The organism is Streptomyces sp. NPDC107562, from assembly GCF_055657325.1.
This window is the reverse complement of sequence record NZ_JBVKBE010000012.1, coordinates 244,124-257,263: the sequence shown is the minus strand read 5'-3', so window position 1 is coordinate 257,263 and position 13,140 is coordinate 244,124. Positions and strand designations below refer to the sequence as shown.

9 protein-coding genes are annotated in these 13,140 nt (G+C 72.2%); 2 read left to right on the top strand and 7 right to left on the bottom strand.

The window, feature by feature from the left end; genetic code table 11:
* The 3 genes from ACZ7LV_RS29195 to dxr all read right to left on the bottom strand — a co-directional run.
* A partial coding sequence (locus tag ACZ7LV_RS29195) for a flavodoxin-dependent (E)-4-hydroxy-3-methylbut-2-enyl-diphosphate synthase (protein WP_471943587.1) occupies nucleotides 1–287 on the bottom strand: 287 nt, incomplete at its 3' end.
* 170 nt (nucleotides 288–457) lie between these two features.
* On the bottom strand, nucleotides 458–1,750 hold the full coding sequence (locus tag ACZ7LV_RS29190; protein ID WP_471943610.1) for a M50 family metallopeptidase: 1,293 nt from the start codon (nucleotides 1,748–1,750) through the stop codon (nucleotides 458–460).
* An 8-nt stretch (nucleotides 1,751–1,758) separates the two neighbouring features.
* A complete protein-coding gene (gene dxr, locus ACZ7LV_RS29185; protein WP_471943585.1) occupies nucleotides 1,759–3,057 on the bottom strand; it encodes a 1-deoxy-D-xylulose-5-phosphate reductoisomerase in 1,299 nt (432 codons plus the stop codon).
* Nucleotides 3,058–3,258: 201 nt separating this feature from the next.
* Between dxr and ACZ7LV_RS29180 the strand changes: the two genes are divergently transcribed.
* A complete protein-coding gene (locus ACZ7LV_RS29180) occupies nucleotides 3,259–3,714 on the top strand; it encodes a lamin tail domain-containing protein (protein WP_471943584.1) in 456 nt (151 codons plus the stop codon).
* A 50-nt stretch (nucleotides 3,715–3,764) separates the two neighbouring features.
* On the opposite strand, the gene ACZ7LV_RS29175 is transcribed toward ACZ7LV_RS29180, so the two are convergent.
* The 4 genes from ACZ7LV_RS29175 to ACZ7LV_RS29160 all read right to left on the bottom strand — a co-directional run bounded on the left by ACZ7LV_RS29175 (nucleotide 3,765) and on the right by ACZ7LV_RS29160 (nucleotide 11,461).
* Nucleotides 3,765–5,699, bottom strand: a complete 1,935-nt coding sequence (locus ACZ7LV_RS29175) for an acyl-CoA dehydrogenase family protein (RefSeq protein ID WP_471943582.1) — start codon at nucleotides 5,697–5,699, stop codon at nucleotides 3,765–3,767.
* A gap of 340 nt (nucleotides 5,700–6,039) precedes the next feature.
* Complete coding sequence (locus ACZ7LV_RS29170) at nucleotides 6,040–7,485, bottom strand: aldehyde dehydrogenase family protein (RefSeq protein ID WP_471943581.1); 1,446 nt, start codon at nucleotides 7,483–7,485, stop codon at nucleotides 6,040–6,042.
* A gap of 167 nt (nucleotides 7,486–7,652) precedes the next feature.
* The gene (locus tag ACZ7LV_RS29165) at nucleotides 7,653–9,221 is read right to left on the bottom strand and encodes a PucR family transcriptional regulator (RefSeq protein ID WP_471943579.1); all 1,569 of its coding nucleotides are present in this window, start codon (nucleotides 9,219–9,221) and stop codon (nucleotides 7,653–7,655) included.
* Between the two features lie 128 nt (nucleotides 9,222–9,349).
* Nucleotides 9,350–11,461 (bottom strand): ATP-binding protein, encoded by a 2,112-nt coding sequence (locus ACZ7LV_RS29160; RefSeq protein WP_471943578.1) that lies wholly within the window; start codon nucleotides 11,459–11,461, stop codon nucleotides 9,350–9,352.
* A gap of 285 nt (nucleotides 11,462–11,746) precedes the next feature.
* Between ACZ7LV_RS29160 and gabT the strand changes: the two genes are divergently transcribed.
* Nucleotides 11,747–13,081 carry a 4-aminobutyrate--2-oxoglutarate transaminase gene (gene gabT / locus ACZ7LV_RS29155; RefSeq protein ID WP_471943576.1) on the top strand — a complete coding sequence of 445 codons (1,335 nt, stop codon included), beginning with the start codon at nucleotides 11,747–11,749 and terminating at the stop codon, nucleotides 13,079–13,081.
* Nucleotides 13,082–13,140 lie beyond the last annotated feature (59 nt).

Below are 13,140 nucleotides of genomic sequence, written 5' to 3'. Positions count from 1 at the left end.
ATGTCCGCGATCACCGGGATCTGCGACTTGCGCGCGATGGTCGCCAGCGCGTCCGCGTCGTCCTGCGTCGGACACGCCACCCGCACGATCTGGCAGCCGGAAGCCGTCAGCTCGGCGATCTGCTGGAGCGTGGCACCGATGTCCGACGTACGCGTCGTCGTCATGGACTGGACGGAGACCGGGGCGTCCCCGCCGACCGGCACCGTGCCGACCTGGATCTGCCGGCTCTTGCGGCGCTCGGCGAGCTTGGTCGGAACGGACGGCATGCCGAGAGAAATCGCAGTCATCTGCTGTGCAACCCCAAGTCGTGGATCAAGATCCGGTCCCGTCAGCAGCGGGCTCCAGGCTTCGAGATTACGGCACGCCTTCGGTCGTCAGCACATCCCGCCCGCTTAAACCCACTCGATGGAAGGCGGCCCGGCACCCACGGTGCCGGGCCGCCACCAACTCCGTACGGCTAGGAGATTCTCACCGGGTTGACCACGTCGGCGATGAGCACCAAGAGCGTGAAGCAGATGAAGATCCCGGCGACCACGTAGGCGACGGGCATCAGCTTCGCCACGTCGAACGGACCCGGGTCCGGACGGCGCAGCACCTTCGCCAGGTTCCGCCGCAGCGACTCCCACAGGGCGCCCGCGATGTGACCGCCGTCGAGCGGGAGCAGCGGGAGCATGTTGAACAGGAACAGCGAGAGGTTGAATCCGGCGACCAGCATCAGGGCCATGGCCAGCTGCTGGGTGGGCGGGATGTCGAGGGTGAAGATCTCGCCGCCGACGCGGGCCGCGCCGACCACGCCCATCGGGGAGTCCGGCTCCCGTTCGGCGCCGTCGAACGCGGCGTTCCACAGGGCCGGGATCTTGCTGGGCAGGGCGGCGAGGGAGTCCACGGCCTCGTCGATCCGGTCGCCCATCCACACCAGGGACTCGTCGAAGTCCTGCCGGACGACGCCGGTGGCGGCGCTGAAGCCGAGGAAGCCGGCGTTGACGTACTCGCCCTGGACGATCTGGCCGTCGGAGTCCTTCTTGGCGACCTGGTTGGTCGCGATCGTCGCGCTCAGGGTGACTTCCTCGCCCTTGCGCTCGACGACGATCGGCACCTCCTTGCCGGGGTGGGCGCGGATCAGGTCGGAGAGCTCGTTCCACTCGTCGGTGCGCACCCCGTCGAAGGCGACGATCCTGTCGCCCGCCTTCAGGCCGGCCGCGGCGGCCGGGGAGGGCTTGTCCGCCGAGGTGCACTTGTCGCGGTTCTCGCTCTGTGCGATCACGCACTGGGACACCGAACTGACGCTGGTGGTCTGCTGCGAGATGCCGAAGCCCATCAGCACGATGAGGAAGAGCACGACCGCCATGACGAGGTTCATGAACGGGCCCGCGAACATCACGACGACCCGCTTCCACGGCTTGCGCGTGTAGAACATGCGGGACTCGTCGCCGGGGCGCAGCTCCTCGAAGGCGGCCGAGCGGGCATCCTCGATCATGCCGCGCCACGGCGAGGTGGAGCGTGCCTCCATGCGGCCGTCGGGGCCGGGCGGGAACATGCCGATCATGCGGATGTACCCGCCGAACGGGATGGCCTTCACGCCGTACTCGGTCTCGCCCTTGGTGCGGGAGAAGATCGTCGGGCCGAAGCCGACCATGTACTGCGGGACGCGGATCCCGAACAGCTTGGCCGTGGACAGATGCCCCAGCTCGTGCCACGCGATCGAGACCAGCAGGCCGACCGCGAACACGACTATGCCGAGGATCATCATCAAGGTCGTCATGCACGCGCCTCCGCGGTGGCTGTCTGCGCCGTGTTTCCGGTCTGTGCCGTGTTTCCGGTCCGCTCGGTCAGTTCACGGGCCCGGGCGCGGGCCCAGGTCTCCGCTTCGAGGACGTCCGGCACGGTGAGCGAGGTTCCCGTGCCCGGGCTGCCGTGCTCGTCCACGACCCGGGTGACGGTCTCCATGATCCCGTTGAACGGCAGCGCGCCCCGCAGGAAGGCGTCCACGCACTCCTCGTTGGCGGCATTGAACACCGCCGGGGCGGTGCCCGCGAGCTCTCCGACGTGCCGGGCGAGCCCGACCGAGGGGAAGGCGTCCGTGTCCAGCGGGAAGAACTCCCAGGTGGACGCCGTGCTCCAGTCGAAGGCGGGGGCCGCGTCGGGGACGCGTTCGGGCCAGCCGAGGCCGATGGCGATGGGCCCGCGCATGTCCGGGGGCGTCGCCTGGGCGATCGTGGATCCGTCCGTGAACTCAACCATCGAGTGGACATACGACTGCGGATGCACGACCACCTCAATGCGTTCGAAGGGAATGTCGTACAGCAGATGTGCCTCGATGACTTCGAGACCCTTGTTGACGAGGGTCGCGGAGTTGATCGTGATCACCGGTCCCATCGCCCAGGTGGGGTGGGCCAGGGCGTCCTCGACGGTCACGTGCGCCAGCTCCGCCCTGCTCCGGCCGCGGAAGGGGCCGCCGGAGGCGGTGACGACGAGCTTGCGCACGTCGGCGCGGGTGCCGGCGGCGAGCGACTGGAACAGCGCCGCGTGCTCGGAGTCGACCGGGATGATCTGGCCGGGCTCGGCGAGCGCCTTGACCAGCGGGCCGCCCACGATGAGCGACTCCTTGTTGGCGAGCGCGAGGGTGCGGCCCGCCTCCAGGGCGGCGAGGGTCGGGGCGAGGCCGATGGACCCGGTGATGCCGTTCAGCACGGTGTGGCAGTCGGAGGCGGCGATCTGCGTGGCCGCGTCCGGGCCGGCGAGGATCTCCGGCAGCGGCTCTCCCGCGCCGTAGTGCGCGCTGAGCGCCTCCCGCAGCGCCGGCACGACGTCCTCGCGGGCCACGGCGACGGTCGGCACCCGGAGCCGGTGGGCCTGCTCGGCGAGGAGGGCGACGCGGCCGCCGTTGGCGGACAGGCCGGTGACCCGGAAGCGGTCCGGGTTGCGCAGGACGAGGTCGATGGCCTGGGTGCCGATCGACCCCGTGGAGCCGAGAATGACGACGTCCTTCGGGCCGTCGCCCGTCACCGGGTCGTAGACGAGGTGCGGGTCTGCGAGAGGGGCTGGGCTGTCGCTCATGCCCCCATTGTTGCCGCAACGGATGCCGGGCCGGAGCAGGGTGCCCCTCACGCGGGTGCCTGCCGGTCCGGACGTGCCCGTTCCCGGCCGAATGGACCCGGTTTCCCCATGTGTGAAGCTGACGTGAAGATCATGTGATAACACTTCACTCCTGGCCGGCACGACGGCCGGTCACGGACGACATCCTGGGGGGATATCTCCATGCGCGTACGCGCTGCTTTCGCCCTGCCCGCACTCGCGGGCGCCATGGCGCTCACCGGCACCGTTCTCAGCACCCCGGCCCAGGCGGCCGGCGGTGTGGTCCTGCGGCACGTCTGGTTCGACAGCCCGGGTTCGGACACCGGCTCCAACTCCAGCCTCAACGGCGAGTGGGTGGAGATCAAGAACACCAGCCGCTCGGCGATCGCCCTGAAGGGCTGGGTGCTCAAGGACAAGGCGAACCACCGGTACGTCTTCCCGAACGTGCGGATCGGGGCCGGCAAGACACTGAAGGTGCGCACCGGCACCGGCCGGGACACCTCGACGAACAAGTACCAGGACCGCGGCTGGTACGTCTGGAACAACACCAGCGACACGGCCACGCTGACCAAGGCCAACGGCGCCAGGGTCGACACCTGCTCGTGGACGACGCGGGACCCCAGCGACAAGTGGTGCTGACGCGCCGCGGCGGGTGCGGGGGCCGACCCGCACCCGCCGCGCGCGGGGCCTCACCTGATCGGCCGGTGCAGGTTCTCCTTACGGCTCGGGCCGGGGGTCGCGTCCGCGATCCACGGTCCGTCGCCCGAGGGGTCGACGATGCCCTGCTCCAGCCACTCGTAGCCGCCGGCCAGGACGTTCTTGACCACCTTGCGGTCGAGGTCGTCGGTGTTGGTCCACAGCCGGCCGAAGAGCTCGTCGACGCGGATGCGCGACTGCCGGCAGAAGGCGTCGGCGAGCTGGTAGGCCTCGCGGCCGTGCTCGCCCCGGCTGCGCAGGAGTTCGGCGCGGACGCAGGCCGCGCTCATCGCGAACAGCTCGGCGCCGATGTCCACGACCCGCCCCAGGAAGCCCTGCTTGGTCTCCATCCGGCCCTGCCAGCGGGACATCGCGTAGAAGGTGGACCGGGCCAGCTTGCGGGAGGTGCGCTCGACGTAGCGCAGATGCGGCGAGAGGTCGATGCCGTGCTTGAACTCCCCGTACGACGCCGGGAGCTGGCCCGCCCCGGCCACCAGCTTCGGCAGCCACTTGGCGTAGAAGACACCGGCCTGCGCGCCCGCCTTCGCCTTGTCCTGCAGGGACTTGTCCGGGTCGATCAGGTCACCGGCGACCGAGAGGTGGGCGTCGACCGCCTCGCGGGCGATCAGCAGGTGCATGATCTCGGTGGAGCCCTCGAAGATGCGGTTGATCCTGAGGTCGCGCAGGATCTGCTCGGCCGGGACCGCGCGCTCTCCGCGCGCCCGCAGCGACTCGGCGGTCTCGAAGCCGCGGCCGCCGCGGATCTGGACCAGTTCGTCGGCCATCAGGCAGGCCATCTCGGAGCCGTAGAGCTTGGCGAGGGCCGCCTCGATGCGGATGTCGTTGCGGTCCTCGTCGGCCATCTGGGACGACAGGTCCACGACGGCCTCCAGCGCGAAGGTGGTGGCCGCGATGAACGCGATCTTCGAGCCGACCGCCTCGTGCAGCGCCACCGGCTTGCCCCACTGCTCGCGGGCGGCCGACCACTCCCGGGCGATCTTCAGACACCACTTGCCGGCGCCGACGCACATCGCGGGCAGCGACAGCCGGCCCGTGTTCAGCGTGGTGAGCGCGATCTTGAGGCCGGCACCCTCGGGGCCGATCCGGTTGGCGGCCGGGACGCGGACCTGGTGGAAGCGGGTGACCCCGTTCTCCAGGCCGCGCAGGCCCATGAAGGCGTTGCGGTTCTCGACGGTGACGCCCTCCGAGGAGGCCTCCACCACGAACGCCGTGATGCCGCCCTTGTGCCCCTCCGACTTCGGCACGCGGGCCATCACGACCAGCAGATCGGCGACGACCCCGTTGGTCGTCCAGAGCTTCACGCCGTCGAGGACGTAGTCGTCGCCGTCCGGCACCGCGGTGGTGGCCAGCCGGGCCGGGTCGGAGCCGACGTCCGGTTCGGTCAGCAGGAACGCGGAGATGTCGGTGCGGGCGCAGCGCGGCAGGAAGACGTCCTTCTGCTCCTGGGTGCCGAAGAGCTTCAGCGGCTGCGGTACGCCGATCGACTGGTGCGCGCTCAGCAGGGCGCCGACGGCCGGGTTGGCGGAACCGACCAGAGCGAGGGCCTTGTTGTAGTACACCTGCGTCAGGCCCAGTCCGCCGTACTTCGTGTCGATCTTCATGCCGAGGGCACCGAGCTCCTTGAGCCCGTCGATCACGTCGTCGGGGATCCGCGCGTCCCGCTCGATGGTCGCGGAGTCGATCTTCGTCTCGCAGAAGTCGCGGAGTTTGGTGAGGAACTCCTCGCCGCGCTGGGCGTCCTCGTCGGGCGGCAGCGGATGCGGGTGGATGAGGTCGAGGCGGAAGCGTCCGAGGAACAGTTCCTTGGCGAAGCTGGGCTTGCGCCAGTCCTGTTCGCGGGCCGCCTCGGCCACCTGGCGGGCCTCACGTTCGGTGACGGTGGGTCGGGGGGTGGGAGCTGCGGACATGAGGCTCACCTCGCCGTGAAGAGGGATCAGGTCCGTCATGGTTACCGACGGGTGCTACCCGTTCGTATGTACCCGATCCGGGGCAGGGCCACCACCCCGCGCGCACGCGCCGTGGCGAGAACGGGACGCCGCGCGCAGGTCCCGGCCCCGCCCTCACCGGCGCGGCGCCCGGGGCGTCGGGGCAGGACCGGGCGCGCCGGCCCGCTTGCGCCGTACGGGTGGCTCCGGCTGAGCGGGAAGCGCGGCCGGCGAACCGGCCGGGCGGGCCGCCCGCGCACGCCACGCACGACGACGGCCGGAGCCCCCGCACAGTGGGCTCCGGCCATCGGGTCGGGAGGTGTCAGAGGGCCAGGCCGGTGAGGACCAGGACGCGCTCGTAGGTGTAGTCGTCCATCGCGAAGCGCACGCCCTCGCGGCCCACGCCGGACTGCTTGACACCGCCGTACGGCATCTGGTCGGCGCGGTAGGAGGGGGCGTCGCCGATCACGACGCCCCCGACCTCCAGGGCACGGTGGGCGCGGAAGGCGGCCTGGAGGTCGCGGGTGAACACGCCCGCCTGGAGGCCGTACTTGGAGTCGTTGACGGCGGCGAAGGCCTCGGCCTCGCCGTTCACCCGCTGCACCGTCAGGACAGGGCCGAAGATCTCCTCGCAGGCGAGGGTGGCGTCGGCCGGCACCTCGGTGAGGACGGTCGGCGCGTAGGAGGCGCCGTCGCGCTCACCGCCCGTGAGCAGCTTGGCGCCCTTGCCGACCGCCTCGTCGACCCAGGACTCGACGCGCCGGGCGGCGTCCTCGCTGACCAGCGGGCCGACGTCCGTCCTTTCGTCGGCGGGGTCGCCGCTCACCTGGGCCTCGACGGCGGCGACGATGCGCGGGAGGAGACGGTCGTACACGGCGGCGTCGGCGATCACCCGCTGCACCGAGATGCAGGACTGGCCGCCCTGGTAGTTGGAGAAGGTGGCGATGCGGTTTGCCGCCCAGTCCAGGTCCTCCTCGGAGGCGTAGTCGGCGAGGACGACGGCCGCGCCGTTGCCGCCCAGCTCCAGGGTGCAGTGCTTGCGCGGGACCGAGTCCATGATCGCGTAGCCGACCTTCTCGGAACCGGTGAAGGAGATGACGGGGAGGCGCTCGTCCTGGACCAGCGCCGGCATGGCCTCGTTGGGCACCGGCAGGATGCTCCAGGAACCGGCCGGAAGCTCCGTCTCGGCGAGCAGGTCACCGATGATCAGGCCGGAGAGCGGGGTGGCCGGCGCCGGCTTGAGGATGATCGGGGCGCCCGCGGCGATGGCCGGGGCGACCTTGTGGGCGCACAGGTTGAGCGGGAAGTTGAACGGCGCGATGCCGAGGACGACACCCTTCGGGAAGCGCCGGGTCAGGGCGAGGCGGCCCTGGCCGCCGGCGTCGGTGTCGAGGCGCTGGGCGTCACCGCCGTTGAACCGGCGGGCCTCCTCGGCGGCGAAGCGGAACACGGACACCGCACGGCCGACCTCGCCGCGCGCCCACCTGATCGGCTTGCCGTTCTCGGCGGAGATCAGCTCGGCTATCTCCTCGGTGCGCTCGACCAGCCGCCTGCTCACGTGGTCGAGGGCGGCGGCACGGACGTGCGCCGGGGTGGCGGCGAACTCGTCCCGCACGGCGTACGCGGCGGCCACGGCCTCCTCGACCTGGGCGTCGGTGGGCACGCTGACCTGGCCGACGAGCCGGCCGTCCCACGGGGAGGTGACGTCGAAGCTGTCCTGGCCGGTGGCCTGGCGGCCGGCGAGCCAGAAGGCGTGGGTGGCGGTCATAGGAGTCCCGGCCCTTCCGCGTTGAGGTGTGCGTCGAGGTGTGCTGGAGTACGGCGTTCCAGGTCAACGGTAGGTCGGGAGGGCGCGCGGCGCGGTTGTCCGATCCGTAGCAGTGCGGGGCCCGGGTACGACGGTTTGGACTGCCGTCCGGCCTCGGCACGCAGCGGCTACTCCGCCGATGTCGCCTTCAGCGCCAGCCACAGCTCCATCCGCACGTCCGGATCGTCCAGCGACCGTCCGAGGATCTCCTCCACACGCCGCATCCGGTAGCGCAGGGTGTGCCGGTGGACGCCGAGGTCGGCGGCTGCCGCGTCCCACTGGCCGTGCCGGGACAGCCAGGCCCGCAGGGAGGCGACCAGGTCGCCGCGCCCGGTGGCGTCGTGCTCGTGCAGGGCGCGCAGCAGGCCGTCCGCGAAGGCCCGGACCGCGTCGTCGGCCAGGAGCGGCAGGACGGAACCGGCCGCGACCTGCTCGTGCTCGACCAGTACCCGGCCCCGGCGCCGGGCCACCGAGAGCGCCTGCTCGGCCTGCTTGTAGGCGGCGGCCGCCGCGACCGGGCCGGCCGGCGCGGAGAGGCCGACGACCAGGTCGCCCTCCTCCCCCACCGTCGGCTCCTGGCCCGCCCTCGCGGCCTCCCGTGCCGCCGCGTACTCCAGGCACGCCCCGACCGCGGCGCCCCCGTCCGCGGCCAGCACCACCAGCCGGTCGCCGTCCCCCTCGGGCACGGCCAGGACCGACTCCCCGGACCGGGCCGCGGCGGCGTCGACCGCCTCGGCGATGCCCGCGTGCCCGGTGGCGCACTCGGCGAGGACGATCCGGTAGGGCGCGTCGAGGAGGCCGCCGTAGAGGTCACCGGCGACGGCGCGGGCGTGGTCGGGCTGCCCGGCGAGCAGCATCCGCAGCACGGCCGCCCCGATCCGGTGCTCGGCCGCCCGCAGGGAGCGGGAGCGTTCGGTGGTCAGGGTGAGCAGGGCGATCGCGGAGTGCAGGGCGTAGCGCTCGGCGGTGCCGGGGGCGGCGGCGGTGCCGACGGCGAGGGCGGCGCGGGGGCGGCGGCCGGTGCCGATGGTGTGCAGCTCCACCCGGTCCTCGTGCTCGGGACCGCCGACGACCGAGCTGGCCGGCGCGGCGCGCTCGCGCAGCCGCTCCACGTCCGCCGTGAGCCGGGCGGCCCGGCGGCCGGCCCACTCCGGCGCGGCGGCGACGACGGCGCCCGAGGCGTCGTAGAGCGCCGCCCATCCGTCGATCTGAGCGGCCAGCACGGCGAGCAGTCCCTCGGGGCCCTCGCTCTGCGCCTGCCGCGTCAGCTCGCGCTGGGCCGCGAAGCCCGCGGTCACCGCCCGGTACTGGTCGGCGGCGATGGCGGCCGACACGGCCTTGGTGATGGCGAGGAACGGGGTCCGGCGGGGGACCTCCAGCAGGGGCAGCCCCGCCTCCTCGGCCGCGTCGACGAGCGCCCCGGGGGTCTCCTCGTAGTTGACCCCGACGGCGAAGCCCAGACCGACGACGCCCGCTCCGGCCAGCCGCTTCACATAGCGCCGCATGGCCTGCGGATCCTCCGCGTCCAGCTTGAGCGCGGTGATCAGCAGCAGCTCGCCGCCCTCCATGTACGGCACGGGGTCGGCGAGCTCGCTGACGTGCGCCCAGCGCACGGGCACGTCCAGGCGGCCCTCGCCGGCCCGCACGGTGAGCTTCAGCGCGGAGTGGTGGACGAGGGAGGCGAGCGTGGGGGGCATGAGGCCTTCAGGTCGGGGTGCGCTGCGGGTCTACGGAGATCGGCGGATCGTTGTGATCTTTTGGCCGCCGCGTATGAACGACCTGTGTCGATTCTGCCTTACCGTACGGTCCCGGCGCCCCCGATCCCTCAGCCGCGCAGGTCCACCAGCAAGGGCGGCGCGTGCTCCCCCTCGACACTCGTCAACGAGAGCACGGCGTGCCCGGGCGGCACCGCGTGCGCCAACTCGGACGCCGACCACCGCTCCCGCTCGACCTGCCGGACGGTGACCGCCCGCGCGGTGGGCGCCTTGCCGGTGATCACCCGGCGCAGCATGTGCACGGCCTTGCCCGCCGGGGTCTCGGCGATGATCTGCCGGTCGGTGACATCCCGCGCCTCGGTCCACTCCTTGCCCCACACGTCGGCGAAGTCCTGACCGTCCCACGGGGTGAGCCCGGACAGCGCGACCCGGCATCCGGTGGTGCCCAGCAGCGGCCCCCGCAGCGGGCGCGGCACGTCGTCGAGGGTGCGCAGCGTCAGCACGGTCCCGGCGTGCGCCGAGCGCAGCCGCTGGATGCCCCGCACGGCCTCCGGCGTCACGACGCCCGTCGCGTCGTCCAGGACCAGGCAGGCGAACAGCGACCGGTCCTCCCGTACGACCACGCTCGCCGTGAACTGGGCGAGGACCAGCCGCGCCAGGATCCGGGAGGCGTCCGCGTGTCCCCGTTCGGGCAGATCGATGCGGACCCGGACGGGGTGGTCGAGCGCCTTGAGCGAGAACGGATGCGACTGGCCGGAGGTGTCGAAGAAGCCGGCGAAGGCGGGGCGGTCGAGCAGCGCCACCCGGTCGGCGAGCACCCCGGCCACGTCTTCCGGCCGTCCCATCTGCCGTTCGCGGGCGTCAAGCTCGCGCAGCAGCGACTCCTGCCCGGCGTCCTGCAGCGCCGCGCGCAGCTCGCTCATCGGTCCGGGCGTCCCGTCGAGGAGCTGACGCAGCTCGGGTACGGAGGGGAAGCGGCCGTGGACCGCGCGGAACGGGCCGAGGAGCTGCGCCAGCACCGTGGTGGAGCGGCGGCTGTCGCTGCCGGGGTGCGGGTCGGCGAGGTCCCCGACGAGCGCCTCGGCCAGTACGGCGGCGGCCTCGTCGGGGTCCGTGGTGCCGCCGTACAGGTCGAGATCGTGGACGGAGTCCGGGTTCCCGATACGTACGACGACGTCGTAGGCGTCGGCCGGCCCGAGCCCCGCGCCCGCCGCGCCGACCACGACGACGGCCGCCCGCCCGGCGAGGGCATGCAGGCACAGCGACTCGGCGAGCGGACGGACGACGGTGCCGGTCTTGCCCGAGCCCGCCGGGCCGACGGCGAGGAGCGAGGTGCCGAGCAGGTCGGGGCCGAGGGCGAGGCCGGTGCCGCGATAGGCGTAGGGGTTGCGGGGGTCATCGGCGGTGGTGCCGAGCCGGACCTGGCCGGTGAGCAGGTCGTGGCGGGCGAGCCGGGCGGGCAGGTCGCGGTCGCCCGAGGGATGCAGGCAGGCGGCGGCGCCGTCCTTGAGGACCGCGCCGGTGAAGGTGGCCAGGCTGTGCCGACCACTGCGAACGCCCTGCCAGGCGCGGGTGATGCGGGCGTGGTCGACGTCCCGCATCAGACCGGAGCGCGCGTCGGCGCCGAGCCGGTCGGCGGCGTCCACGGCACCGGCGGCGCGGAGGTGGCCCCAGTCGGCCGGGTCGTCCGCGAGGACACGGGTCGTCGCAGGTTGCTGCGGCCGCCGGAAACGGGGGACGACGAAGCGGCGCCACGCCTCGCCCCACCGGCCGAGGCGAGCCGCTCCGACCATGATGACCAGGAAGACAAGCACCTGATACCCGCGGTACACGAGGGCATTGCCGACACGGCCGATCTCACTGTCCCCGCCCCGCCAGGACCCCGGAGTGATCAGGTCGAAGGGGATCCACCACCACGTTCCCAGATAGCCGTTCTGGAGCAGCGACCAGATCAGCCACCCCACCAGAAGCGAGATCAGCGCACCACTGATCAACTGCCGCCCGGGAATCACCTCCGGCTCCTCCTCCGGCCGCGGCCGGTGCCCGAACCGCCACACGCCGGGTGCCGCCTCGGGCCGGGGTGTACGCAGCCAGCCCAGGAAGGCGGAGCCGTCGGGCCGGGGCGGCGCCGAGGGCCTCGGTGGCACGGCGGGAGGCCCCGCCGGCCGCGGCACCGGGTTCGCCTGTGCGCGCCGCGCGTCCTGCGTCCCGTCGCTGTCCATCGCCCTTGCCCCCTGAGCAGCCGCTCCGTCCACCGTCCGCGAGCCAATCTAACGCCCCCGCAAGGGGAGTTCGTCGATTGCGTGCTCGGGTCGCGTCGGAGGGTCCCCCGGCTCGCCATGTCCACCACGGACAAGCCGTTCCCGCGACACCGCCCACATGGAGCATGCCCCGACCCCGTTCCCGGCCCTAGCCTGCGAAGAAACAAGGCAAGTGTCCGAAATCCCCACCCGGAACATCCGGTTTCGTCCGGAATCACCGGTTTGCACGATCATCAGGGAGCCCTCATGACCGCAATCCCGCAGGAGCGCCGCGTCGTCACCGCCATCCCCGGCCCGAAGTCGCAGGAGCTGCAGGCCCGCCGTACCGCCGTGGTCGCCCAGGGCGTCGGCTCCGTGCTGCCGGTGTTCACCGCGCGCGCGGGCGGCGGGATCATCGAGGACGTCGACGGCAACCGCCTGATCGACTTCGGATCCGGCATCGCCGTGACCTCCGTCGGCGCGTCCGCCGAGGCCGTCGTACGCCGTGCGAGCGCGCAGCTCGCCGACTTCACGCACACCTGCTTCATGGTCACGCCGTACGAGGGCTACGTCGAGGTCGCCGAGGCCCTGGCCGAGCTGACGCCGGGCGACCACGCCAAGAAGACCGCCCTGTTCAACTCCGGCGCCGAGGCCGTCGAGAACGCCGTCAAGATCGCCCGTGCGCACACCAAGCGCCAGGCCGTCGTGGTCTTCGACCACGGCTACCACGGTCGCACCAACCTCACCATGGCGCTGACCTCCAAGAACATGCCGTACAAGCACGGCTTCGGCCCGTTCGCGCCGGAGGTCTACCGGGTCCCGGTGGCCTACGCCTACCGCTGGCCGACCGGCCCGGAGAACGCCGGACCGGAGGCCGCCAAGCAGGCCATCGACCAGATCAGCAAGCAGGTCGGCGCGGACAACGTCGCCGCGATCATCATCGAGCCGGTTCTCGGTGAGGGCGGCTTCATCGAGCCGGCCAAGGGCTTCCTGCCGGAGATCGTGAAGTTCGCGAACGACAACGGCATCGTCTTCGTCGCCGACGAGATCCAGTCCGGCTTCTGCCGCACCGGCCAGTGGTTCGCCTGCGAGGACGAGGGCATCGTCCCGGACCTGATCACCACCGCCAAGGGCATCGCGGGCGGTCTGCCGCTCGCCGCCGTCACCGGCCGCGCCGAGATCATGGACGCCGCGCACTCCGGCGGCCTGGGCGGCACCTACGGGGGCAACCCGGTCGCCTGCGCCGGCGCGCTCGGCGCGATCGAGACGATGAAGGAGCTGGACCTCAACGCCAAGGCGAAGAACATCGAGGCGATCATGAAGAGCCGCCTCGCCGCCATGGCCGAGAAGTTCGACATCATCGGCGACATCCGCGGCCGGGGCGCCATGATCGCCATCGAGCTGGTGAAGGACCGCGCCACCAAGGAGCCCGACGCGCAGGCCACCGCCGCCCTCGCCAAGGCCTGCCACGCCGAGGGCCTGCTGGTCCTGACCTGTGGCACCTACGGCAACGTGCTGCGCTTCCTGCCGCCGCTGGTCATCGGCGAGGACCTGCTGAACGAGGGCCTCGACATCATCGAGCAGGCGTTCGCGCGCATCTGAGCGCGGGGGCGTTCATCCCGCGCCTCCCCGGCGGGGCGTGTGAAGAACGTGTGCGAGGT